At 60.2% G+C, this 24961-nt stretch carries 17 protein-coding genes; 9 read left to right on the top strand and 8 right to left on the bottom strand.

Annotated elements, in window-relative coordinates; all coding sequences use genetic code 11:
- Positions 1–108 precede the first annotated feature (108 nt).
- The 4 genes from IPM54_05650 to IPM54_05635 all read right to left on the bottom strand — a co-directional run bounded on the left by IPM54_05650 (position 109) and on the right by IPM54_05635 (position 5194).
- Entirely contained in the window at positions 109–1488 is a 1380-nt protein-coding gene (locus IPM54_05650; GenBank protein MBK9259303.1) for a hypothetical protein, read from the bottom strand.
- A gap of 23 nt (positions 1489–1511) precedes the next feature.
- Positions 1512–2591, bottom strand: coding sequence for a DUF1704 domain-containing protein (locus IPM54_05645; protein MBK9259302.1), 1080 nt, complete (start codon positions 2589–2591; stop codon positions 1512–1514).
- A 10-nt stretch (positions 2592–2601) separates the two neighbouring features.
- The gene (locus tag IPM54_05640; protein MBK9259301.1) at positions 2602–3924 is read right to left on the bottom strand and encodes a PhoH family protein; all 1323 of its coding nucleotides are present in this window, start codon (positions 3922–3924) and stop codon (positions 2602–2604) included.
- A 223-nt stretch (positions 3925–4147) separates the two neighbouring features.
- Entirely contained in the window at positions 4148–5194 is a 1047-nt protein-coding gene (locus IPM54_05635) for a hypothetical protein (protein MBK9259300.1), read from the bottom strand.
- Positions 5195–5219: 25 nt separating this feature from the next.
- On the opposite strand from IPM54_05635, the gene IPM54_05630 reads away from it, so the two are divergent.
- Positions 5220–5852: a hypothetical protein gene (locus IPM54_05630; protein ID MBK9259299.1), complete on the top strand. Its 633-nt coding sequence runs from the start codon at positions 5220–5222 to the stop codon at positions 5850–5852.
- A 59-nt stretch (positions 5853–5911) separates the two neighbouring features.
- Here IPM54_05630 and IPM54_05625 read toward each other — a convergent pair whose 3' ends face one another.
- Positions 5912–7273 (bottom strand): sigma-54-dependent Fis family transcriptional regulator, encoded by a 1362-nt coding sequence (locus IPM54_05625; GenBank protein MBK9259298.1) that lies wholly within the window; start codon positions 7271–7273, stop codon positions 5912–5914.
- A 558-nt stretch (positions 7274–7831) separates the two neighbouring features.
- On the opposite strand from IPM54_05625, the gene IPM54_05620 reads away from it, so the two are divergent.
- The 5 genes from IPM54_05620 to IPM54_05600 all read left to right on the top strand — a co-directional run bounded on the left by IPM54_05620 (position 7832) and on the right by IPM54_05600 (position 12772).
- Complete coding sequence (locus tag IPM54_05620) at positions 7832–9067, top strand: aminotransferase class I/II-fold pyridoxal phosphate-dependent enzyme (protein ID MBK9259297.1); 1236 nt, start codon at positions 7832–7834, stop codon at positions 9065–9067.
- A 284-nt stretch (positions 9068–9351) separates the two neighbouring features.
- Positions 9352–10167: a hypothetical protein gene (locus IPM54_05615; protein ID MBK9259296.1), complete on the top strand. Its 816-nt coding sequence runs from the start codon at positions 9352–9354 to the stop codon at positions 10165–10167.
- Between the two features lie 85 nt (positions 10168–10252).
- Complete coding sequence (locus IPM54_05610) at positions 10253–10870, top strand: OmpH family outer membrane protein (protein ID MBK9259295.1); 618 nt, start codon at positions 10253–10255, stop codon at positions 10868–10870.
- A complete protein-coding gene (fabZ, locus tag IPM54_05605) occupies positions 10867–11337 on the top strand; it encodes a 3-hydroxyacyl-ACP dehydratase FabZ (GenBank protein MBK9259294.1) in 471 nt (156 codons plus the stop codon). The genes IPM54_05610 and fabZ overlap by 4 nt, the downstream gene beginning before the upstream one ends.
- Before the next feature lie 16 nt (positions 11338–11353).
- Positions 11354–12772: an SAM-dependent DNA methyltransferase gene (locus tag IPM54_05600; GenBank protein ID MBK9259293.1), complete on the top strand. Its 1419-nt coding sequence runs from the start codon at positions 11354–11356 to the stop codon at positions 12770–12772.
- Positions 12773–12862: 90 nt separating this feature from the next.
- Here IPM54_05600 and IPM54_05595 read toward each other — a convergent pair whose 3' ends face one another.
- Together IPM54_05595 and IPM54_05590 are read right to left on the bottom strand one after the other, a co-directional pair.
- Entirely contained in the window at positions 12863–13594 is a 732-nt protein-coding gene (locus IPM54_05595) for an SIMPL domain-containing protein (GenBank protein ID MBK9259292.1), read from the bottom strand.
- 182 nt (positions 13595–13776) lie between these two features.
- Positions 13777–15786: a DUF4139 domain-containing protein gene (locus tag IPM54_05590; protein ID MBK9259291.1), complete on the bottom strand. Its 2010-nt coding sequence runs from the start codon at positions 15784–15786 to the stop codon at positions 13777–13779.
- Positions 15787–16431: 645 nt separating this feature from the next.
- On the opposite strand from IPM54_05590, the gene IPM54_05585 reads away from it, so the two are divergent.
- Positions 16432–18252, top strand: coding sequence for an AAA family ATPase (locus tag IPM54_05585; protein ID MBK9259290.1), 1821 nt, complete (start codon positions 16432–16434; stop codon positions 18250–18252).
- Between the two features lie 13 nt (positions 18253–18265).
- On the opposite strand, the gene IPM54_05580 is transcribed toward IPM54_05585, so the two are convergent.
- Positions 18266–19675: a serine/threonine protein kinase gene (locus tag IPM54_05580; protein MBK9259289.1), complete on the bottom strand. Its 1410-nt coding sequence runs from the start codon at positions 19673–19675 to the stop codon at positions 18266–18268.
- A gap of 400 nt (positions 19676–20075) precedes the next feature.
- On the opposite strand from IPM54_05580, the gene IPM54_05575 reads away from it, so the two are divergent.
- Both IPM54_05575 and IPM54_05570 read left to right on the top strand, forming a co-directional pair.
- On the top strand, positions 20076–20888 hold the full coding sequence (locus IPM54_05575) for a hypothetical protein (GenBank protein ID MBK9259288.1): 813 nt from the start codon (positions 20076–20078) through the stop codon (positions 20886–20888).
- Positions 20885–24940 carry a protein kinase gene (locus IPM54_05570; GenBank protein MBK9259287.1) on the top strand — a complete coding sequence of 1352 codons (4056 nt, stop codon included), beginning with the start codon at positions 20885–20887 and terminating at the stop codon, positions 24938–24940. Before IPM54_05575 ends, IPM54_05570 begins: the two co-directional genes overlap by 4 nt.
- Positions 24941–24961: the final 21 nt, after the last annotated feature.

The raw sequence follows: 24961 nt of genomic DNA, 5'->3' as shown, positions 1-24961 counted from the left end.
CGGTTTATTCAGAAACTGGACGGTTGTCCAGGGGAAAATGCGTGCGATCTACCGCACCGTCGTGAACGTAACGCCGGGCGATTGCGCCGAGCCCGCCAGCTCCGGGTTTCAACGAGCCAATGCCACGAGAAACGTTTCGTAGTAGCCCGATCCGTAGGTGGGTCCGAGGCCAAAGTCGACGGTTCCATAGACCGAACCGGCGACGTACACGCGCCCCGTGCCGTCGACCGCCACGCGATACCCAGTTTGCCTGTCGACGTCGCCCCATGCCTGCTGAAACATGGGCTCGCCGCTGGCCCTGAGCTTGCCCACGAAGGCATCCGAGCTGCCCTTGGAAACGAGCTCCAAAGGCCCGAATGCCACGCGATCGTAAAACTCGCCCGTCAAGTACACGTCGCCGGCAGGGCCAGTGGCGATCCCATACGCAGCATCGCTGCTTTGCTTGCCAAATAAGCGACTCGCCAAGTGCTGGCCCGAACCGCTGACGGCCAAGAAAAACGTATTGGTATCGTATAAGTCGGTCGCTATGAGGTTGTCTCCTCCCAGGTTGACGGTCCCTTCGACCTGGCCCGTCGCGACGATGTCCGGACTTTTCGAATGCATGGCGACGGCATACACGGCATCCTGATAACCGGTCCCGCCCACCGTGCGATTCCACGTCGCTTTGCCGGTATCATCGTATGCCGCCAAAAACCCGTCCTGATAACCATCGGCAACGAGGTCGGGCAATCCGGTCATGGCGAGCTTTTCAGCGAAAACACCGCCAATGGCAATGACGTCTTCGACATCGTGCACCGCCACATCCGAAATGGAGACGAAGTTTTCACTCAGGAGCACGTCGGACCATACGGGTTCGCCATTTCCATCGATACGCAGAATGAATGCATCCGTCGACGTGTCGATGACCTCGCCAAGGCCCAAATCGAGCTTGCCCCCCGTGTCACCCACAATGACGGCGCCGCCATCCGGCGTCGCAGCAAGCGCCACCGGACGCTGCTGTCCTTCGCCGCCAAAACTTCGAGACCAAACGGGGTTTCCTTCTGGATCGAGCTTCAGGACGAACACATCCGTAGCAAGCGGCGATAACGTTCCGACTCCAAAATCGACCGGCCAATTGAACGTGCCGACGACGAGCACGGATCCATCGGGGAGCGCTGCAACATCGGTCGCAGCTTCGGCGAATTCATCGCCAAAACTTCGACTGTAAACGTGTTTGCCCTGGCCATCGTATTTTACGACAAACGCTTGGTAATTATCGTTGGGGCTCGAAAGCTTGCCGCCTCCGAAGTCGACTTCGCCATAATAACGGCCGGCCATGACGACCCCGCCATCAGCAAAGGCCGCAAGACCAACGGCTTCGGAATTGCTGCTGCGGCCCGCACGACGCACCCATGTGGAAGGTTCGAGTTGACTCGGCTGGGTAACTTCAGACCCGCAACCGCCAAGAACCACCAACGAACCAAGGAAAAAAGCTCGGGAAAGAGACATACGCACCTCGTTTCCCTGTCATTTTAATGCATTTCGTTTACCCATGGACGCAAAATGTCGGCCGCGTCGACGGATACTCGGCCCGCTCCGAGCACGTCGTCGAGCGTCGGATCCGCGGCGAGCGCCGAGGCGACGCGTAAAAATGCCGGCACATAGACCACTTCGCGCCCGAGCCCACCGCCACGAAAGACCCGCGCCGTAATGCGCAGCGCATCCGGAATGCTCGCCCCAAGGCGCATCAACGTGCGCGCCGTTTCCACGAAATCGGCATCGTCTTCGAGCATCCGGCACGCGCTGTGGCGCCATGCGAGCTCGCGACGACGACGCGGGCCCAAAACGCCCGCCTGCCGCTCGAACCACAATGCCCGCCCTTCTTGATCGTCGATCCCAAACCTCGTACCCAGCGCAAAAATCCCGATGCGCTGAGCGTTCGCACGGCACCGCGGTACGACGTGGCCCTCGATTTCATGCAAAACCGTGCGCTCGACGTCGTCGACGGTCAGCATGCGATCGGCACCAATTTGCACGAATCCTTCACCGGTCGCCGCCAAAGCAGAAGAATCCCGCACCACGACGACGCGGAACGGAAGCTTGCGCGCCCCGATTTCCGCTCGCAAACGCACGAGCAGCGAACGCGGATCGCTTGGATCGTCACTCCGAAATAGGTCGGCTTTCCGAGGCAACCGTTCATCGAATGGTTCGGAAAGCCAGTCCTTCACGAGCGCATCGGCACCATCGTCGAATGCATCGCGCCAGGAAAAACGCTTTCGAGCCAATTCGCGGAAATGTCGCGTGCCCACGGCCGCACAAACGGCAGCTTCGTCCGCCAATTCTCGAGCTCGGTCGGCATGAATGGCCCCGAACGGTCCTTCGCCCAAAAGCCATTCGGCTAGCCGCTCGAGCGATCGAATGAGCTCGCCGAGGTCCTGCAAGGCCGGAAAGGAAAATCGCGGAGCGCAGGGATCGCCCGCGCTCCACTTCGCTTCGAGACGGCACAACTCGGCGGGAAGATCAATGGGGGTCGTTGCGTAAATCATTCGGACGCGCGCCGATGCTTCACGCAACGTTTTTTCAGCCTGCGATGTCCATGCAGGCGGCCTCATTTATCGCCTCTCAGAGCAAATTCGCCGCTAGCTCCGCCAGCTCGCTGCGTTCGCCCTTGGCCAATACCACGTGCCCCGCAAGGCCCACAGGCTTGAATCGATCGGCCACTACGCTGAGCCCATTGGACATGGAATCGACGTAGGGATTGTCGATTTGATGGGGATCACCCGTCAGCACGACCTTCGTTCCTTCGCCTGCCCGCGTGATGATCGTCTTGACCTCGTGCGGCGTGAGGTTCTGCGCCTCGTCCACGATGAGATATTGATTGGGCAAGCTGCGTCCACGAATGTACGTAATCGGCTCGACCTGGAGCACTCCACTTTCGAGAAGCTGCGTGAACCCGCGGCTGTCACGCGCCTTTCCGCTCGCCGAATTCGAAAACAAGAATTCGAGATTGTCGAAAATAGGCTGCATCCAAGGGTTCAGCTTCTCATCGACGTCACCCGGCAAGAAACCAATGTCCCGGCCAAGCGGAATGATCGGGCGGCTCACGAGCAGACGCGTATACACGCCATCGTCCACGGTGCGACGAAGCCCGGCCGCGAGCGCCAAGAGCGTCTTGCCCGTTCCAGCTTTGCCCACGAGCGTCACGAGACGAACGGTGTCGTCGAGGAGCAGATCGAGCGCATACGCTTGCTCCTTGTTGCGCGGACGCACGCCCATCACGCCATCACGCGAGACGCGCAGGGCGATCACCTGCTTTCGCTGCGCATCGTAACGACCGAGCGCAGTGTGGGCGGGGTTTGCCTCATCACGGAGCAGCACACCGGCGTTCGGGCTCAACGTGACGTGCTCGGGCAACGCGACAAACCCTTGCTGGAAAAACGTGTCGACGTCGGCGCCCGTCACAGGGACGTCGATGATCGGCGGCTGGTCCTCGGGATCGGGAGCTCGCTGGCTCTCGTATGTTTCACTCGTCACACCGAGCGCATCGGCCCTGATGCGCAGGTTCGTGTCCATCGTGACGAACACCGTGGGCTTGGACTTGTCCTTGTCCCGCACGTCGATGGCCGTTTGCAGAATCGCCAAGTCTTGCGAGCGCGGTTCGAGGCCCACGAGCAAGTTGGGGCGCTTTTCGGGGATCGCGATGCGCAACGTGCCGCCATGTTCGAGCGAAACGCCGGCGCTGAGGGCACCGGCGGAGCTGCGGAGGCCGTCGAGCAGCCGCGCGATCATGCGGGCGCTGCGACCACGTTCGGTGCCTTCGCGCTTGAACTTGTCGATCTCCTCGATGGCGTAGATGGGGATGACGAGATCGTTGTCCTCGAATTTGAAAATGGCGTGAGGATCGTGCAGGAGGACGTTGGCGTCGAGAACGTAGTTTTTCCGCATGTTCGAGCTTCGCTGATGGATGACGCTAGGAGGTGAAAAGCAGCCCAAGGGCGTAGCGTCGGGTGGCGCTGCGCGCAAGCGAGCCGTCTGGGCTGAAGCGCTCGTATAGAAAGTGGTTGGCACCTTCCCGTGGCTGGCACCTTTGCGTCGCGTTCGAAACGTGGTTGGCACCTTCGAGCAGCCGGTTGGTTTGTGCCAAGTAACAGAAAAACCCCTCGTTCGCTCAAACCAAACGCACGTAGCGCCCGTGACGAATGAGCGGCTCGCCATCGAGATCGACATCGGCTTCGGCGACGGCAAACGGCAGTTGTCCGTGCGAGCTCCAATGCGCTCCGGTGCGCGACGGCAGTGGATCACCAAGGCACAAGTGCACGCCGGGCATGACTTCGTCGTAGAGGAACTCCCCGAGCGGGGAAGCCACACCGATGTTTGCCCCGAGGCGGATGAGGCCGACGCGATCGTGGCCCATACCATCGGTCAGGAACTTCTTGACGTACGATTCGAGCGCAGCATCACGGCACTCGACGGACTTGACCCGTCCCGCTTCGAGCGTGAGGCGAATGGGACGATTCGAGAGTGAACCGAGTCGACTTCCGAGGCCGCCACCCATCGATGCATCGACGACGTACGTTCCCGTGACGGATGCCGGGGACGATACGAGCGCACCATAAGGAACGTTGAGCCACTGGCCTCGAGGGAGCGGGCTGCCCATGGCAAACCAGCGCAAATGCGGCGCCATTTCGACCTCCATCAACGTCCCCGCCGGCGTGCGAACTTGCAGGCGTGACTGCGGGCGGAGCGCCCCACGAAGCGACGCGAGCAAGTCGAAAATTCGTTGCGGATTCGTCACCAAACTGCCGATGAACGCCCGCCTGCTCGTGCCCACGATGTGCACGTGCCGAGCTCGCGCGCCCGTCGCTGCCGTAACGAACGCATGACGTGCATCGTACTCGCCGTCTTCGTTTGTCGTGACAAATACAGTTGCATCGGCCGATGCTGCCGCTTCGAGGGCTTCTTGCGGGCAGCGTGACCAAGGTCGGGGAGCAATCACCTCCGCGTCGACCCGGACAACCCGCGCCCCACGCTCGAGCGCCGCGAGCTCGAACGCACTGGCGATGGCATCGTTTGCCCGATCGTGCACGATCGCCACGCGCTCGTTGCGGTCGAGCTGCACGAGCTCGTCGAGCACGCGTTGCGCGGGTGTCGACAAACCTGCATCGATGGCGGATGCAGCCGCCGTCGATAGCGACCGTGGTGCACGTGTGGGCAACGGGGGCGACGAGCCTACGAAAGTCGTGCGCGGCTCGACCGAAGGTGGTGATGGTGACCCCAAAGCGCGAGGCGGCAGCGGTGTTTGTCCGGCCGCTACATCGTGTGGAGCTGGCGGCGGAATCGACGAACGAGGCACGCGCACGGGCGCAACCGCCGCACCGGTCGGAGAGGTCGACGGCACGGGAGTGGGCCTGCGAAACGCGTGCATCGCAGGCGGCGTGGGCCTGCGCGTCGCAGACGGAGGCAGCGGCGTCGTGCGCCCGTCGGCGCTCGGAGGCACCGTGGATCTGCGCGAACCGGGCGATGCCGATGGTGGCAGCGGCGTCATACGGTTGTCCGGCGGCGGTATCGTGGACTTGCGCGAAGTCGGCGACGCCGATGGCGGCTGCGGTGTCATGCGGTTGTCCGGCGGCGGCATCGTGGGTGTTCGACGCGACGAAGGCAGCAGCGTCGAACGAGACGCGCCCGCATCGTCTTCGCTGTTGCCGAAGGTTTCCCCACTCCTCGGCTCGAGCGCCGGCGTATTCAAAGACGAGCGCCGTGAAGGTCCTCGCGCTGCACCGAGCGGCGTGGAAGCATCCGGCGGACTTTTCCCCATTGTCACGAAGTTGACGTTAGTCGACTTTTCGCAACGTGTCAGGTGTTCTCGATATTGAACGTCGGTTCAGTCTCAGGCGACGTCTGCGGTGGTACTGAACGTGCCAATGCACCCACGTCACAGATCGATTTGGTATTCTTTGATTTTGTACAGCAAGGCGCGATGGCTGATCTCGAGCACTTCGGCCGCTCGCGTACGATTTCCCTTGGTTTTTTGCAGCGCTCTGCGAATCAAGATCTCTTCGATGACCCGCGACGTTTTCTTGATCGAAAGCTCTCCGCTCGTCAATTGAAGCTGCACTGGATCCCGCGCATCACGGATTCGCTCGGGCAGTCCGTCGATTTCAATGCAATCTTTTTCTGCCAAAACCATGGCTCGTTCGAGTGTATTTTCGAGCTCCCGTACGTTTCCCGGCCATCCGTATTGCAAAAGCAGTCGCCGAACCTCGGGAGAAACGCCTCGAATGTTCGTGCCGAATCGAGCATTGTTGCGACTGATGAAATAATCGACCAAAAGCGGTACGTCCTCGCGCCGCTCACGAAGCGGCGGAATCGATATCGGCAGCACGTTGATGCGATAAAAAAGATCTTCTCGAAAACGCCCCGCCTGCGTCTCCGCCATGAGGTCCCGATGCGTCGCCGCAATGATCCGTACGTCGACCTTGATGTCTTTCGAATCGCCCAAACGACGAATCGTTTCCTCTTGAAGCACGCGGAGAAGTTTTACCTGGAGCGGCAACGGGAGCTCGCCGATTTCGTCGAGCAATAACGTCCCCTGATGCGCCTGCTCGAAAAGCCCCACCCTGTCGGTCGTGGCATCCGTGAATGCGCCGCGCCGGTAACCAAAAAGCTCGCTTTCGAGCAAGTTTTCCGGAATGGCCCCGCAATTGACCGCGACAAACGGCCCATTTCGACGCGAGCTTCTCCGATGAATCGCGCGCGCCACGAGCTCCTTGCCGACGCCGCTTTCGCCCATGACGAGGACCGTCGTCTTGTAATCGGCGATCTTCGCGATCGTCTTGAAAATCGCCTGCATCGACGTGCTCTTGGCCAGAATGTCCTCGAATGCGCTGTCGCGTAGGATCTCTTGCTTGAGCGCCCGGTTTTCGCGCCGCAACGCCTCGCGCTCCTCCGCTTTGCGCAACGTCAAAAGCAATTCTTCAGCCTTGAACGGTTTTTGTATGTAGTCGTATGCCCCCGCCTTCATCGCCTCGATCGCGAGATCCACGTTTCCATACGCGCTCATCACGATCACCGTCGCCGGATCACCCTTCGCCTTCAACGTCGCCAAAAGGTCGAGGCCCCCGAGCTTCGGCATGCGTGCGTCCGTCAGGATGAAGTCGGGACCGAACGAGTCGATGAGCGAAAGCGCATCTTCGACGCCACTGGCCACCTCCACTTCGTACCCATCGCGCTTCAGGAACGTGCGCACGACCAGTCGTAAATTTTCTTCGTCGTCGACTACGAGCACACGGCGCATCGGTGGATCCTTGCAAACTTTTCTACACCCATCGGCACCACTCTGCAACGGTTGCACTCTGCGCCGGATTGGCATACGCGTGGCACCGCTCGATCACGCCTTCGCACGTGCGCGAGCAAGCAACACCGCAAGGAGTTTTTCGTGAGCCTGATGAATCGACTCGTCGAGCAAAGCAAGAAGCTCGCTTCTTCGGAAACGGTCGTGCGCCTTCTGAGCAACGACGGCGTGATGAAGGTTGCCACGGGGCTCATGGACGCCCGCTCGCGGCTCGAAGCTGCAACGGAAAAGGCCTCCGAAGCGCTCGACATCCTGCTTCATGGCCACGCGCTTCCGAACATCGATCCGGCCCTCGACGGCGACGACGACGTGGTCTCGAAGTCCGCTCCGGCCAAGGAAAACCCGGGAGCAAAAGCCGCCGAAGCCGCCGCGGCTCCGGCCGAACAGCCGTCCGCTGCGGGAGCCAAAGCAGACACCGTGGACGAAACGGCCAAGGCGCCGGCGGATGCTGCGTCGACTGCGAAGACAAACTCGGATGCCGAGGAAAAACTCGCGCAACAAATGGCTCGGCGCACGTCGCTGTCACGTATTGGCGGGCGCGATGTGTTCGACAAGTGCCGCAAGTTCATGGCTGCGGACAATGCGCGGGCAATGGGCGTTTACCCGTTCTTCAGGCCGCTCGATTTCAACAATGGCCCCGAAGCGGTCCTCGAAGGTCGTTCGGTCATCATGCTCGGATCGAACAACTACTTGGGCCTGACGACGCATCCGAAAGTGCGTGAAGCGGCAAAGCAGGCGATCGAAAAGTATGGCACGAGCATGACGGGTTCACGGCTCGTCAATGGTTCGATGCGGCTGCACAACGAGCTCGAGGAAAAACTCGCGGCATATCACGGCAAGGAAGCGGGCCTCGTGTTCACGACGGGTTATCAGGTCAATTTGGCGACGATCAGCGCGCTGCTCAGCAACAAGAAATGCGTCGCGGTCATCGACAAGGACGTGCACGCATCCATTTACGATGGCGTGCGGCTCGCGCAAGCCGCGGGGACTCGCATGGTGCGCTACCGGCATAACGATCCCGAAGCGCTCGACCAAGCCCTCACGGAGCTCGACGCAACCGAAGGAGCGCTGGTCGTGACGGACGGGGTGTTCAGCGCGCAAGGTGAAATCGCCAATTTGCCGGGGATCGTTGCGGTCGTGAAGAAACACGGCGCGCGTATGTTCGTCGACGACGCGCACGCGCTCGGTGTGATTGGTCCCGGCGGTCGAGGCACGGCGGCGCATTTTGGAATTGCTGGCGACGTCGATCTCATCGGTGGAACGTTTTCCAAATCGCTCGCTTCGATTGGAGGATGGCTCGTGGGTGATCGCAAAGTGCTCGACTACATCCAGCACTTTGCGGCGAGTTTCTTGTTTGCGGCGAGCGCTGCGCCTCCGTGCGTGGCAGCCGCGATGGCGGCGCTCGAAGTGATGCAAGCGGAGCCGTATCGCCAAGACAAACTCCGCGAGAACTTCACGTACATGCGCACGGAGCTTCAGCGCATGGGTTTCGAGCTTGGGAAAACCGAGACGGCGGTCATTCCGATCTACATTCGCGACGACTTGCGCACGGTGATGATGTGGAAGACGCTGCTCGACGAACATTCCGTGTACGTCAATCCGTTCATCACGCCTGGAGTTCCTCCCAAGCAGCAGGTGTTGCGTACGAGTTACATGGCGACGCACGAGCGCCATCATCTCGATCGGGCGCTGGAAGCATTCGAGAAGGTGGGTAAAAAGTTTGGCGTGATCTCCTGATCGAGCGCCACACCACTCGAGCAGCCAATGGTACAAGTTGGTGCGTGAACGAGGAACCACCGCGCATGCGTGGCCTGACGTTCACAGCGGACCATCCAAACCGCTTCGTGCGCACGAGAGCGCGCTGGCACGGTGCGTGTCGAGCGTTGACGTGGTACCAATGAGCAGGCGTCTGTGCGCTCGCTGCTGCGTGCCGTCGCCGGAGGGTCGTCATGGTCTTGCGTTCATACTTCGCCAAACTTGTCACACCGAGCGCGTTGTTGCTGTTGTTTGCCTCGAGCGCCGTGAGCTACGGTGGTTGTTCCTCCGGCGCAGAGTCCACGGTTAAATGCGATGCGACCGGGCAAAACTGTTTCATCTGTGACGACAATGGCTGCACCCCGGCAAATCCGACCGTTGGTCAAGGGGGCAGTGGTGGATCGGGCGGTGAAGCGGGCACGGGCGGCGTAGGTGGCGGGGGCGGAGCGGGCGGAGGTGGCGGGGCGGGTGGGAAACCGCCGTGTGACCCGAACTTGGCCACGTGTAGCTGCTTTTCGGGTGCCGATTGTCCCAAGGATACATTGTGCATCGATGGGCTATGTGTCACCGGCTGCAACAACAGCCTCGAATGCGGTCCTGCCAAGGTCTGCGTGAATGGGAAATGCGAAGTTGGTTGTAGTGCGCAAAAGCCGTGTGAGACAGGGTATTTGTGTTACAAGGGATTCTGCGTACCGGATACGGTAAATCCGCTATGCACGGGTCAAAAGCCTTGTCCATCTGGACAAGCCTGCGTCGAGGGTATTTGCCAGCCTGGGTGCATGCAGAACAGCGATTGCCCCCAGGGCGAGGTTTGCGATTATTCGAATGGCGGGTGCATTCCCACGCCTTCGCCCGTCCCGAGCTGCGGACCGAACCAACCCTGCCCCGGATCTGCGCAATGCGGTGCCCAAGGGTATTGTCTTTACTCGTGCGTCGACCTGACGGCATGCAAGCTCATCGACAGCCGCTTCACCGTTTGCGATCAAGGCATCTGCAAGACGGAAGAGGAAGTGAACCCCCAATGCACGCTCGAAAAGCCGTGCCCGATTGGAAAGGACTGCGTCTCGAACAAGTGTTTGTGACCGCTTACACAAACGCGTCGACACGCCTTACCCATCGCATCCCTTGACCCCCGAACGTTCCCCGACTACGCCTCCCATCATCCAGATGCTTCGCCGCTTCTCTCGCGCCTTCGCTGCGCTCGCCATCGCCACACTGCCGCTCGTTTCACCCTCGGTTGCTTCGGCCCAAACACGCATCGCCGTGGTCGACGTGCAGACCGCCGTGATGCAGACCGAAGACGGCATCCGAGCTCAAGCCACGCTGAAGAAGCTCTTCGACAAGAGCCAGCGTGACCTCGACGCCAAACAGGAAGAACTACAACGCGCCCGCGACGACATCGAACGCCAAGCGCGCGTCTTGTCCCGCGAAGCGCTCGCACGACGCACCGAAGACTGGCAACGCCGGATGGTCGAGCTGCAAACGCTGTTCGTCGACTACAACAAACAGCTTCAAAAGAAGCAGGGCGAGCTGACGGGGCCGATTCTCAAGAAAATGCTCGGCATCATCAACCGCTTGGCCAAGAAAAACGGCTACGACGTCATCATCGATCGATCGGCCACGCCGTACGCGCGCCAAGACCTCGACCTCACCGAACAAGTCGTGCAGATGTACAATACCGGCGGAGGCGCCGCCGACGCTCCTGCCGAAGGTGGCGGGGACAAACCGGCCGAAGGTGGCGGAGACAAACCTGCGGCTCCCGCAGCTCCGGCGCCCTCGCCATGAACGACGCCGCAAAGGTAAAACTCCCCATTCAGGTTCGCGAGATCCTCACGATCTTGCCGCATCGATATCCGTTCGTCATGGTCGACCGCGTGACCGAAGTGGTCCCGGGCGAAAGAATCGTCGGGCACAAGTGCGTCGCCTACAATGAACCTTGGTTTCCAGGGCATTTTCCATCGCATCCCATCATGCCCGGCGTGCTCGTCATCGAAGCGATGGTGCAAATCGGCGGCATATTGGCATATGCGTCGGAGCCGCTCGACATGACGAACAAGGTCGTGCTTTTTCTCAGCATCGACAAAGCTCGATTTCGGCGGCCGGTCGTTCCTGGGGACAAACTCGACTTGACCGCGCGCGTTTTGCATCGCCGCGGCCCCGTGTGGAAACTCGCGGGCGAAGCAACCGTGGACGGGCAGCGTTGCGCCGAAGCCGAAATGCTTGCGCAGGTCGCGGACAAACCGGCCGAATGAACGGCTCACGCGGGCCATGAAGAGCCGCCGGCCAAAGCAGCGCGTCGAGTTCGGCGATTGGCAAACACCTTTCGATTTAAGCTGCCAGGTCACCGAGCTCGCCCTTGCCACCGGCTTTCGTCCCGCTTCGATCCTCGAGCCCACCTGCGGTCGCGGCGCTTTTCTCGAAGCTGCAACTCGTCACTTTTCCGATGCGACGGCCTGGGGTTTCGACATCAATAGGGCCTACGTCGAGGAAGCTCGGCGTCGAATTCCCCGCGCGCACATCGAAGTGGGCGATTTTTTCCAATTGCCTTGGGATGCTATCATTGGAAAATTGCCCGAACCCATTTTCGTCATCGGCAATCCGCCATGGGTGACGAATGCCAGCATCGGAGCCGCCGGAGCGCAAAATCTCCCTGCAAAATCCAATATCAAATCCCTCACGGGGCTCGATGCGAAGACCGGGAAAGCCAATTTCGACGTGGCCGAGTGGATGCTTTTGCGGCTCATCGATATTTTACAAAATCGTCAGTTTTTCATGGCCATGCTTTGCAAAGCGAGCGTTGCGCGTCGGCTCATGCAGCACGCCTACCAGCAAGGGTGGAACTTGAACGGCGCCACGTACGGAATCGACGCACGCGCGTTTTTCGGGGCCGCCGTGGACGCCGTGCTCCTCACCCTTTCGACCATGGGTCCCGCCAAAAGATCATTCCCACATTGGCCCGTGTACGAACATTTGACGTCAAAACGTCCCGCGCGCCGCATGGGTATCGTGGATGGCCACGTATCGAGCAATGTCGAACAATTCAAAGCAACGCGGAACCTCCAAGGGCAATGCTCGCCGGAATGGCGTTCGGGCGTGAAGCACGATTGTGCCCGCGTGATGGAACTATCGCGCACGGGCGGCGCGACCATCAATGGCTTCGGCGAACGGGTCGATGTGGAGGATGAATTCGTCTTTCCGCTGCTCAAGGGTTCGGACATATCGAACGGCCGAGCTCCAGGCCAAAGGTTCGTCCTCGTACCCCAGAGAAAGCTCGGCGAAGACACGGCGGCGCTGCAAGTTCGCGCGCCGAGGACGTGGGCCTATTTGCACGCGCACCGCGAGCTCTTGGACGCACGCAAGAGCTCCATTTACCGCGGCAAGCCGTCGTTTTCGGTCTTCGGCATCGGAGATTATTCGTTCAGCCCGTACAAGGTGGCCATTTGCGGGTTGTACAAGCGGCTCGAATTCAAGCTGGTGGAGCCTCACGACGGGCGTCCCGTCATGGTGGACGATACATGCTACTTCTTGCCGTGTAAGTCGCGCGATGACGCGAGGGCGATCGCGACCGCGCTCAATGGAGAGCAAGCGAAAAGGTTTTTCCATGCCCGCGTATTTTGGAGCGAAAAACGTCCCATATCCAAAGCTCTTTTGCAAACCTTGTCGATCGAAGCGCTGCTGCGTGGGTGAAGCGCGGTCACGGAGCCTTGGCGAGGTCCAGCATGGGGTGCACGATCTGCTCTTCGCACTTCGGCCCAATCGGGCCTCTGTCGCCGTTTCTCACCGTTCGAGCTCGAACGTGATCACGAGCCTCGAGGAGACGGTGATCTGACCGGGTATCACCGTGCGCCCGCCTTCCAAAACATCGCTCGCGGGCGCGGAGAAAACAATCGGAAAGCCCCTGCCGCTTTCCTCGACCACGGTGAGCGGCGATCCGACCTGAACGCCAAGCTCTTCTGCGATTTCTTGCGCTTTGCTTCGGGCTGCTTCGACCGCAAGCGCTCGGGCAGCTCTGCGATGGATATCCATTTGGCTCGTCTGGAATTCGATGTCGTCAATGCGATTCGCCCCCTGCCCGAGCGCGCCAACCAGCAAGTTTTCGAGTTTCGTCAAGTCGGTCAATTGCACCGAAATCGTCGTGCTGGCGGCATAGGTCTCGAGGTCCGCGGAATCGAAATTCCTGTATCGCGGCTCGACGTCGATGTACGTCGTGCGCACATTCGTTTCCGGCACGCCCAGGTTCCGCACGAGCGACAAGAGTTGCCCGACCTGCTGGCGATGCTGCTGCATCAATGTGGTTAGGTTCAGGTTCCGCGTTTCGATACCGAGCTTCACGATGGCCTCATCGGGCTCGACGAGGACCCGCCCTTCGCCGACGACGCTGATCGAGCGCTGCGGTTGCACAGCGGGTGTTTCCGCAGCGGGATGCGCGTTCGCGTGGGTCATGGTCAAACTCGGAATGGCAACGGAAGCGCCAATGGCCAGCGCCGCAAAATGATACCAGCGTTTCATGGAATGCTCCCTTTCGGAACGCGCGGGCGCGCGGTTTGGCAAGCTGACGATGCACGAGTCATGCCCCGGACGAACGTGCGCGGCGGTGTCCATATTGATGAATCGATGTGTGGCGCGCAAAGCATGACCGAAAGGCGCCCCCCAATGAAGAAGAGCGCTCTTCGGCCGCCCATTTTCGGATTCTACTGCACCGTCAACGTTCGCACGTATTCACGCAATGCCTCGCGCGCTTCATGCAATGTGTTTTCCATCTGCTCGCGCTGCGCTCGAAGCTCCTCGAGCCGATTCTCTTGCATTGTGAGTCGCTCGAGATAACGCGTGTGCAGATCGCTGCCCTCGGATACCACTTCGAGGTTCGCCCGCAGCCGCGCCTGATCTTGCGCGATCTCGATACGCTCCTCGGCGATACGCGCCAATGCCCGCTCCGCCGCCGCCACGTTTTGCCGCAGCTCGGCGACGCGCACCAATTGCTCCCGTACCGCATCCGAAATCGCGGTCGTGTCGATGAACGTGCGAATCTCGTCCATCGGTGCGTCCAAGAGGACGAACTTCCGCTCCAGGAGCCGCGAAAGCACCACCGTCACCGGCTTCGTCGTTCCTTGCGGAACCTCGACGCGAAAACGATGAGCCTCCCGCGTGCTCCCGATGAGCAGGTCCTTCGGGGATTCGACGTCGTACCCTTCGATGCGCGGGTGCTCGACAATCACCACGCGATCCTCGTTTTCCGCGCCGGCGATGGTGTACATCGTGGATCGCAATGCTTTGCGGAAGACATTCAAGACGCCATCGACAATCGTCGCGCCCTGGACGACCTCCGATTGCTTCTTCTCGCTATCCACGCGCACCGCAAGATCCACCGCGTAACTCACGATTCGCTCTTCGCCCTTCGGAAGCGCGCCAAGGAGCGCATCGCCGACGTACATCAGCGGAGTGTCCGGCTCCGTCGCCTCGTAAATGGCCAGCGCGCCAGGCGGCAGCGATTCCGCGTCGTTGCTCACCTCGTTTTTGATGCGCAGCGACGCAAGCGGGTGCGGGCTGTTGCTCTCGGAACGATGCAGCGACACGCGCGTAACGGGCAATTGTCGATGGGTGATGGGTGCGAGCAACGATTGGCCACTTGGCAATGTGATCGGATTGGGGAAATGGAAAACGACCTGCGTCATGCCCTCGAGCGCCGCTGGGCGCATGAGGTCGGCAGGCGCTAGCACCGCGGATCGTGCAGCCATCATTGCCACGGCACCGTGGCCATTGCCGATGGACTCGAGCGCAATGAAGGAACCCGGATCGATGTGCGGCACGAATCGACTGAGCAGATCCACCGGGATCTCGGGCCGCTCCACGAAAAACGCCTCGTAAAGCGCCTGCCGGAACGTGAGCGGATTGCCCGAAGAAACGGCGACCTGCACGCCATTCCAATCATGCCCGCTCATGTTTTCGAGCACGGCCCAGCCTTGCAGCGTTGCCATTGCGGTATTTCCGGTCTTTGGCAGCACGAGCCGGTATGTCGCTTTCCACAGCGGCGCTCGAACCACGTACCCCACGCGGACTTGGCGCTCTCCTTGCCCCGCGATTTGAATCGAAATCGTGCGCTCGGCGCGTTCACCAAAAGCCGCCACCGCAGCCAGCGCCCGAGCAACCTCGGCCCGCAGCGTTTCGTCCACGATTTCGATGCTCCGCGCCTCTTCGACGATCACTTGCTGCACGCCGCGCTCGCCGAGCAGCGCCACGCGGTGACGAGTGATCGTGCCCGCACCTTGGGGAAGCGTGACTTTCTCCTCGGTGACCGACACGATTCGTCCCTGAATCACATCGGTTCCCACCGTGATGCGCACGTCGGCGCCTCGTAGTGCCCGCAAGAGCGCAGCGGGCGAGGAAAGGTCACTCTGCCCAAACGGCAAACCGCGAAACACCTCATCGAGCGGCGCCCGCCCCGGCAAAGTCGCCTGACCGACGCGGCCTTGGTCGTCGAACACGACGATGCTTTTCAGCACGTCGCTCACCTGGTCGAGCGGCACATCGAGCGACAGCCGAGCGTCGCCCGTCACGGTCGCCTCGTGCTCGAAATACCCGACGCCCCCAGCAGACAACATCACGCGCCGCAGCTCGAGGTCCGCGGCAAACGCGGTCGACGCAAGGGCCGTGGCTGCCATGAATCCAATCGCCATGGCGCTTCCAATTCGGATTTTTCGCATACTCCCCCTCTGCGCCGGACGGATATGCCCCGCGCAGAGAAGCGTCGAGCGAGCAGGGGGGCTTGTCAATGTGGACGGACGTGGTGCGCCGATTTACACATACGAGGAGTTACTGGAAGTTCGGGCGGTACGGGGACGCCTTTCCAACCTTGAAATCCCGACGACGACTGCCTGAAAAAGCTCGCCGGGGAAAAAACGGGAAGCTCAATCGCGCATCGACCCTTCGAAACGCGTTCGAGGGACTCGTTGGCGACCGATCGACCCTTCGAAACGCGTTCGAGGGACCCGTTGGCGACCGATCGACCCTTCGTTCATCGATTGCGGGTTTGCTCGGTCGACGCGGGAAGGGTTGTTTGGCAATCGACGGCACCCGCAATCGGCCTCGGAACCTTTTTTGGACGACTTTGGGGATGCTCGACCCGCGGGCGAGGGTTGCGGAAGCAACCGAGGAGAACACGAATTGCGATTCGAAGGTTCATTTCGAGAACGAGGGAACCGTGAATGGGCGGCTCGAGGTTCTACGCGTAATGGGGCATGGATCGTTGTTGTTTTGGCATGCAGATCGCATCCATCTGCACGTAGCCTGTTGAACACCTCGCGTTTGTCATTCCATCGTGCTAGTGTCGCCGGTGACAGGGCCGAGCCATGAAAATCCCGTATGCCAACTGCGACTTCGCCGACATCCGCAAACGAGGCTACTTCTATGTGGACAAGACGCCGTTCTTGCCGCAGCTCGAGGCCACGAGCGAGAACCACGTCATCTTCTTGCGTCCACGGCGGTTTGGCAAGACGACCCTGATCAGCACGCTGGAGAACTATTACGACATCAACCTTGCGAATCGTTTCGATGAGGTCTTTGGTGGATTGTGGATCCACGAGCACCCGACGCCCAACAAGAGCAAGTATTTGGTGTTGACGCTGGACTTTTCGCCGGTCGACACGACGGGAACCATCGAAAAGATTTGCACGAGTTTTGCGGTGCAGGTCAAGTCGGCGGTGTGGTCCTTCATTCGCCGATATGCCAAGCTGGCTCCTGCAATTGCGTCCCTCGAAGAGGTCACCGAATCGGCTGACGAAGACATGGCGGGGCTCATGACGAGCCTGCTTACGAAGCTCGAGAACGCCGGCCAGCAAATGTATTTGCTGCTCGACGAGTATGATCATTTTGGCAATCGATTGCTCGCGGACGGTCGCGACGACGTCTACCAGGAGCTCGTCAAGTCGACGGGATTCGTGCGCAGTTTTTATGCAAGTTTGAAGGCGTTTACGCGTACGAGCACCATTGCGCGCACGTTCATCACGGGTGTGTCGCCGATCATGCTGGACGACTTGTCGAGCGGGTTCAACATCATCTCGCACATTTCGCAAGACGCAGCATTCAATGCGCTGGCGGGATTTACGCGGGAAGATGTCGAGCTGGCTCTGGACACGTTGTTGCGAGAAAAACCCGAAGTCATGCAGGACGCACGCATCAGCGATCGAGCAACGCTTCTTGCAACGCTGGAGAGCCATTACGATGGATATCGGTTTACGCCCTATGCTGGCGATCGAATGTACAACTCGACGCTGGTGCTCTATTTCCTCGGGCAGCTCGCAAAACACGGTCAATATCCTCGAAACATGCTCGATTTGAACGTGCGCACCGATTACGGTCGGCTCTACCAAATTGCCCGATCAACGAGCGCCAAAGACACCGACACGCGTGAGCTTTTGGAAGAAATATTGACGAACGAATCCATCAACGTCCGGCTGGTCGAACAATTCGGGACGAAGCTGCACATCGGTCGCGAGCAAGTGGCGTCGCTATTTTATTACATGGGTATGCTGACGTATGCCGACGATGCTCCTCCGACCGGAGAAACGAAGCTCGTGATTCCGAATCGAGTGATGCGCGAATTGCAATGGGAATACATGTCGTTTGCCTTGATGGAACACGACGGCCTGCGCATCAGCGTGGACGATATGCTGGCAGCGATGCGAAAAATGGCTCACCAGGGCGAAATTCAGCCCTTGCTCGATGTTTTCCAAGAGCACGTCGTGAAAAAGCTGGGTCTGCGCGAAACGATGACGTTCAACGAGCAGATGATGAAGTTGATGTTGTTTGCCTATATGTCGCTGAGCGCGACGTTCCGATTGCGAACCGAAGTCGAAATGGCGCAAGGGTATTGCGATTTGTTGCTCGGTGTCCCGGGCGCTCGGGCATCGAACAAATACGCGTGGATCATCGAAGCGAAATACGTGCCGACGAAAGCGACCAAGACGACCATCGAAAAGACCGTCGAGCAGGGGTATGCGCAAATCGACAAGTATGCAGCGGACCGGGATGTGATCGAGTCGCTCACGCTGGGCCGGGAGCTGAAAGCAGGCGTCTTGGTATTCGTCGGGTTGAAGGACGTGTTTTTCAGGCCGTGGCCGCGGCCCGCAAAGAAGGCGGCCACAAAAAAGTCGAAGCCCAAAAAGGGCTGAGGTGGTTTTGGACTTACGGGCTGACGACGAATACCCCGTCGGGTCCCGGCAGAAGCGACAAGCCTTCCATACCCCCAATGAATGCCGGCGTTGCGCATACGCCACCAACGTATTCAACCGGCGCCCAGCTTTCGGTGCGCGCAAGGACGCCCGAAGTGATTTCGGGTTCGCCATTTTCGTGTTGGGTCACCGAAACCTGATCCACGTGCAAAGTGACGCTGATGCGAATCGCAGCATCGTCGACGAACGCATTGCACAATGTTCGCGCAATGGCGAGCAAAACACGTCGCTTGCCTTGGGTGTGGCTGAGAGAATGGCCGAGAAGCTGCATACCGAGAATCGTGTTGCTCGTACATAGCGCAATGACGAGCCCCCCTTGTCGCATCCGTTCCTCGGCGTGCTCCAGCGCGCGAGCGGCGGCGCTATCGAGCGTATCGTCGTCCAGGTTGGGCGATGGCCGGGGCCGGATCTCCACGAACAATCCAAGGGCATATTGGTCGTCGGACCTGGACGCGAGGGGCGTCGAGCCAAAGACGGCTTGGCGCAGAGCATCGAGAAATGCAGTCGCGGTGGGATAGCGGTTTTGCGGGCGTTTATCCATCGCGCGCGCCACGATTGCGTCGAACGCAGGCGAAACGGGCACTCGTTCGCTCGGGCGCGGCGGAGGTGCTTCGAGATGCAACTGGGCGAGCTCCGAAGGGGTTTCCGATTCGAATGGTTTTCGCCCCGTGAGCAATTGATGAAGGAGCGCACCCAAGGCATACACGTCGGTGCGCAAATCGACGGGTTTTCCGATAATTTGTTCGGGTGCCATTACGGAGGGCGTTCCGACTTGTTGTCCGATCGACGTGAGGCTCGGATCGCGTTCGTCGGGTTCGAGCAATTTGGCGACACCGAAGTCGAGCAGTTTGATTTTGGCGGGCATGCAGTGCGCGATGATGATGTTGCTCGGCTTGACGTCGCGATGCACGATTCCTTTTCCATGTGCGACTTCCAGCGCCGAGCACACGGGTTCGAGGACGGAGAGGACCTCGATGACGTCGAGCCGCCCCATTTCGTCGAGCAACGTTCGAAGCGTTTTGCCCTCGAGATACTCCATGACATAATACGGCACTCCGTCGTACAAGGCTCCCGCTTCTTGAATTTGGATGATGTTCGGGTGATCGAGGCGCAGAATCACGTCCACCTCGCGCAGGAATCGCTCGACCATGCGAGGCACGAGCGACAAGGACGGATGGAGGATTTTGATCGCCCCGAGCGAATTCGTCCGCGTATGGGCAACTTTGTAGACGGCCCCGTGACCCCCTCGCGCAATGAGCTCCTCGATTTGCCAAAAGCCGATCCTCGTGCCGGAATCGAATATACGCTGCGTCGTGGTCGGCCAGTGACTGCCGGCATCGACCGTCGTCGATAGGTCGCCCATCGTTCCCCCACCCGGTTGATGATTGCCGGAAGTAGAATGCTGCATCCTGGCAATGGGATTTCATTGTAGCACGTACATGGATTCTTGTCCTTTCACATCTTTCGTTTTCAGCGGGAGCTCGACTGTCGTGGTGGACGTAATGGCAAGTCGGCGTCGGTTCGTCCCCATTGATTATACAATTCGGCACCTCGATCGTCGTGGATGTAATGGTGGTCCGGGCAGCTCGTGCCCTCGACAATCGTTGGACATAATATAAAATGGACGTCTATATTTTTTTCACTTGATCTCATTCTATTCGTAATCCACAAATTTCATACTCCGAACGCGGCGTGGCATATCGTTGCAGCGCGCGTTCGGCCGGGAGGGAATCGGTATGAAGCCCACGGTATCAACGAACACCATGATCGTTGCAATCATGCTTTCCGGTTGCATGCAAACGACGAGCATCGACGAGGCGGTCGACGAAGGGTTGTCAACCGAAAACAAAAGCACGATCGTGGGCGAGAATTCGCTCACGACGAATGCGATCGACCTCAACGGTTTGTTACCAAATGCAATCGACCTCAACGGACTCGAACCGTCGTTGTTGTCCAACAATGTGCTTTTGGCACTTCAGGACCCTGGGCAGCTCGGGACGAATTCGCGCCTTCTCTACAAGTACATCGTCGGTTGTGCTCTCGATACGAACGAATCGATATCCTTTTCATGGACAGATTCATTGGGCATCCCGCATTTGGAAATTTATTGGGGCGCTCTCGGGCTTGCTTCCGCATGGAAACTCACTTCAATCGATGAATCGGCGCAACGTTCGGTATCGGCTTGCCTTGCGGCCCGAGCCAATTATTACGGAATTCCCGTGACGATTTCGATCCGTGGGCCGCAACCGTCCATCAGCGCTGTCGACGCCGCGGAACAGGCAGCATTTCCGAAGGAAGAAGGGGCGTTTTGGGGCGATCTTTTCGATGGCTCACCGCAGCTTTACGCATGCCACAACAGTGCGAACATCGCCAACTCGCGATCCAAATTTCGCGATTGCGCGGCGGGGCATTCTGACAATGGGCAAACCGTGGAGTGCGGGTACATCAAAATCGTCGGCGATTGCGATGCGCTTTGCGCTGCGCTCGACCCGAATGACTTCCATCGCCCAAACTGTTACGACGACGAAATGGGAACGACCACGACCGACGTGGTCACGGTATTTCTGCCGCAATGACACCTGCTCCACGCACCCCGCTGCTGATTGGGCGCTGCGCCGCGTGCGGCCGCCGGATTACGCTCGCCGGCTGTCCGGAGCATGGACTACCGCATTCCTATGCGACCACGTCCGACCACGGAGCTTTCCCGGCCGAAAACGGGCAGGCAGCTCCGTCGTTCCCAGGTTATCAAGTCGAACGAATCCTTGGGCGCGGCGGGTTTGGCACGGTGTATCGAGCTCGCAACGCAGAAGGTCAATGCGTGGCCATCAAAGAATCTCGCGCGGACGTCGCAGAATCGTCTGTGCGGCTGTTGCGCGAGGCGGAGGTGCTTTCTGCCGTCAGGCCGCCTCACGTGCCGACGCTCATCGAATACGGGGCATTCGCGGACGGCACGGATTTTTTGGTCATGGAGTTCGTCGGCGCCCCGCCGCTCGCCGAGCACCTCCTGCAGCGTGGCTCATTTCCGGTGGGCGAATGCCTTGCCATTGCCGCGGCCATTTTGCGTCCGCTCGCGGCAGTTCATGCGCAAGGCTATGTACATCGCGATTTGAAACCAGAAAACGTGCTCTACGATGCGACCAGCAATCGCGCCGTGCTCATCGATTTCGGACTTTCACGCGCGGAACGAGGCGTGCCGGCCGATTTGCTCGGCGAATTGACCATCGAAGGCACGCTCGTCGGCACCACGGATTACATGGCACCCGAACAGCACGAAGGGCGGCTCGATCTCGATGGAGCCGCCGACGTGTATGCCATGGGAATCATACTCTTCGAAATGCTCACGGGTCGCATTCCCTTTTTCGGTCCCGCAGCGCTCGTACGCGAAGCCCATCGTAGCCAAAGGCCACCGCGACTGTCGTCCTTCGCGCCGGCCATTTCCCCTGCACTCGAAGACATCATCCATCGCTGTTTGGCCAAATCGCCCGGCGATCGCTATCCAAACGCGGCTGCATTGGCCTCGGCGCTCGAAATGGTGCGTCGAAGCGCTCCCGTTGCCAACCAGAATCCTTCGCGTCACGCCGATATGCCTCCGAGCCGTCGAGGCGTCCGTTCGAGGTCCGAATTGCGCATGGTCAGCGTGCTCGGTTTTACATCGCCGCTCGATGGCATTGCATTGCGGAGATACTTGGAGCCGAAGGGAGCCCAAATCGTGCACATGTCGCGCGGGAATTGTGTCGTGGCCTTTGGCCCTGGAATCGACACCAATCCCGCACGCCGCGCCCTCCTCGCCGCCCGAGCATTACGCGCAGAACGGCACGCCCACCATATCTTCATCGACGTCAAGCAAGTCTCGGTTCGCCTGTCACCCAATGGTGGCTATCGAATCATTGCCCCACATCTTGCTCGGGCTGCACAATTTCCTGAAACTTCAGCGCCGCACGACATCGTACTTTCCGATGCCGCACGCACGGTTCTCGAAGCGTCCGAGCTTTCCGATACCGTGTCCGTCGTCTCGGCGCATTCCATGGACATGACAGCGGAAGGGCCGCCGAGTGGCCCTCCGCCATCGCGCGATCTTGCATTGTTCGGTCGAGACGCCTTGCTCGACGCAATCGTGTCCGCAGCCAGCAGAGCCGTCGAGGCCATGCGTCCGACGACGGTGGTCGTCACTGCCGAACCGGGCCATGGCAAAAGCCAAATTCGCCGAGCGCTTTCAATTCGTCTGCAAACCAAGGTGCCCGCCGCGGTCATCGTGAACGTACATGCTCATACTCCTGCGGACGGGAGTGGGCATGGCACGATGCGCGAGCTCTTGCTCGGTGCGCTCGCATTGCCGGCGTCGATCCCCGAAGGCACGTGGCTCGAATTGCTCGAATCGCGTTTGGGTACCGAGACGAACCCTGCCGCCATCGCAGCGCTTGCCTTGGCCATTGGGTGGATCGCACCCGGCGAGGCGCTTGGTGAATCGGATGTCGCGCGTGCGCTCGCCGGGCTGGAAGCTGCGCCGGGCGCGATTCGCATGCAATTGGTGGCTGCAGCGGCGCGGGCATTGCGGCGGCGGGCGCACGAGGCGCCGCTTTTCATTCTGCTCGACGATGCGCATTTCGCAGACGATGCCACGATTGCCATTCTGGAGCATGCAACACGCGGGGACGAGAGCGCGCCCATTTTCGTATGTGCCCTCGGCCGCCCGACGTTGACCGAGCTTCACCCAGCGTTTGGCACCCGCGCAGGGCACCACGAGGTGCACACGGTCGCGGCGCTCGATCGCGCGAGTGCTTCGAACTTCTGTCGCGAGCTCTTGCGGCCCGTCGAGAATGTTCCCGCGTCCGCCATCGATCGAATCGTGGAGCGAGCGCAGGCGATTCCACTGCTCATGGTGGAGCTCGTTCGAGGTATCAAAGCGGCGGGGCTCGTCCGGGCGAATCCATTCGGCGGTGGATATTATCTTGCAACGGACGAAATGGATCGCCTGTCCGAGCTTCCGCTCATCGAATGGCTCGTGCATCGTGAGCTGGATGGTTTGCCCGAGGGGGCACGGGCACACGCTCAGCTCGCGGCGGTGCTCGGCGTGGAGGTCACGAACGACGAATTGGAAGGCGTACACGAGCGGCTTGATCGCGTGGGATTGGGTGACGACTTTCCGCTCGATGCACGTATCGGTTCGGAGCGACTGGTTGCATTTGGGCTTTTCGTGCGTGCGGGTCCCGATCGGTATCGATTTCGTCATGCGCTTTTGCGCGACGCCATTGCACGTACCGTCGCCGACGACGTGCGACCGAGCCTTCATCGTGCGGCGATGGCCCATTGGCGAAGCGTCGACTCGCCTGGCGATTCGGCGGCCCTTGCGAAACTCGCACACCACGCGGCACGTGCGGGCGAAAAACACCTCGCGGAAGCAGCGTCGCTCTCGCTCGCCGAATCGGCTCGCGCCCGCCACGATTACCTCGAAGCAGAACGGTGGTATACCGAAGCGCTCGACCCTTCGGCCCATTCCGACTTGGATGCCGCGCGCAGGCGCCATGTATTGCGCAGCAGGGCTCTCATGCGATATCGCCTGGGTCGTTATGCCGATGCGCGCGTGGATTTGGCGGCTGCGCGGCGGAACGCGGAGCGTGCTGCGGACAGGATTGCCGAAGCAGAGATACTGCTCGACGAAGCGACGGTTCTCGATTGGATGGGCGAACATGCAGCGTCGGCGCAATGTGTGGATCAGGCGTTCGACAAGGCGTCGCAGCAATACGTGTCGCCACTGCTCGAAGCGCGATTGCTCTTGGGTCGTGGTCGCTCATTGCATCGCGCGAGTCGTGAAGAGCAGGCGCGCGTCGAGCTCGAGCGAGCGCTTGCCGTCGCGGATCAATTGGGGGAGGAGGCCTACGAGACGCGCGTGATTGCGCTGCTCATGTCGAGTTTCATTTTGCAGGGGCTCGCGCGATTGGAAGACGCAGCCCGAGCGCTCGATCGGGCGGTTGCAGCTTGCGAAGCCCATGGCGACCTCTTGCACCTTGCGAGCGCGGTGAACAATCGAGCGCTCTTGGCCGGGTGCCTTGGCGACAAACCAGGCATGGTCAAGGACTTCGAGCGTGTCATCGCCCTCGGCCGGCATCTCGGACAAGACGCCATTCAAATCGCAGGGCATCACAATCTCGGCGAGTATCTGTATTTATGGGGCGACCTCGAAGCGGCATGGCCTCATGCGGAGCGCGCATTGCAGCTCGAAATGATACGAACGTCCAATTCTCCGCGTATGGAAATCGAACTATTGCCTGCACGACTCGCTTTGCATCGCGGGGATCTCGCGACTGCGCGGGACGTCGTTGCGTTCATTCGGGCGCGAAAACGAGCGTCCGAACCGGCGCCGGCCATCGACGTGCTCTGCACGATGGCCGAGTATGCCAGCGGCGACGTGAACGATGCTGCGTGGGAGGCGCTCGAGGCGCGGTCGGCGCAGTTTTCCATTGGGCAGGAACGCATCGAAGTCATCGAAGCTCGAGCGGTCTCCGCATTACGACGCGGCTTCGTGGACGAGGCGCGGCGGCACATCGTTCGGGCCATCGAAACCGCGCGCAGCATTCCCAACGTCATGCACGAGCGCTTGGAGCGCTGGATGCGCGCGTTGCCGAATTGACGTGCGCATCGTCTTGCCGGC

Source organism: Polyangiaceae bacterium (genome assembly GCA_016715885.1).
Taxonomy (GTDB): domain Bacteria; phylum Myxococcota_A; class Polyangia; order Polyangiales; family Polyangiaceae; genus Polyangium.
The sequence above is the reverse complement of the archived record's forward strand: the minus strand, read 5'-3'. Positions and strand labels throughout refer to the sequence as shown.

Coding starts and splice junctions, on each gene's coding strand:
- IPM54_05650 (MBK9259303.1), bottom strand. CDS start 1,488: ATGTCTCTTTCCCGAGCTTTTTTCCTTGGTTCGTTGGTGGTTCTTGGC.
- IPM54_05645 (MBK9259302.1), bottom strand. CDS start 2,591: ATGAGGCCGCCTGCATGGACATCGCAGGCTGAAAAAACGTTGCGTGAA.
- IPM54_05640 (MBK9259301.1), bottom strand. CDS start 3,924: ATGCGGAAAAACTACGTTCTCGACGCCAACGTCCTCCTGCACGATCCT.
- IPM54_05625 (MBK9259298.1), bottom strand. CDS start 7,273: ATGCGCCGTGTGCTCGTAGTCGACGACGAAGAAAATTTACGACTGGTC.
- IPM54_05620 (MBK9259297.1), top strand. CDS start 7,832: ATGGCTCGGCGCACGTCGCTGTCACGTATTGGCGGGCGCGATGTGTTC.
- IPM54_05610 (MBK9259295.1), top strand. CDS start 10,253: ATGCTTCGCCGCTTCTCTCGCGCCTTCGCTGCGCTCGCCATCGCCACA.
- fabZ (MBK9259294.1), top strand. CDS start 10,867: ATGAACGACGCCGCAAAGGTAAAACTCCCCATTCAGGTTCGCGAGATC.
- IPM54_05600 (MBK9259293.1), top strand. CDS start 11,354: ATGAAGAGCCGCCGGCCAAAGCAGCGCGTCGAGTTCGGCGATTGGCAA.
- IPM54_05595 (MBK9259292.1), bottom strand. CDS start 13,594: ATGAAACGCTGGTATCATTTTGCGGCGCTGGCCATTGGCGCTTCCGTT.
- IPM54_05590 (MBK9259291.1), bottom strand. CDS start 15,786: ATGCGAAAAATCCGAATTGGAAGCGCCATGGCGATTGGATTCATGGCA.
- IPM54_05585 (MBK9259290.1), top strand. CDS start 16,432: ATGAAAATCCCGTATGCCAACTGCGACTTCGCCGACATCCGCAAACGA.
- IPM54_05580 (MBK9259289.1), bottom strand. CDS start 19,675: ATGGGCGACCTATCGACGACGGTCGATGCCGGCAGTCACTGGCCGACC.
- IPM54_05575 (MBK9259288.1), top strand. CDS start 20,076: ATGATCGTTGCAATCATGCTTTCCGGTTGCATGCAAACGACGAGCATC.
- IPM54_05570 (MBK9259287.1), top strand. CDS start 20,885: ATGACACCTGCTCCACGCACCCCGCTGCTGATTGGGCGCTGCGCCGCG.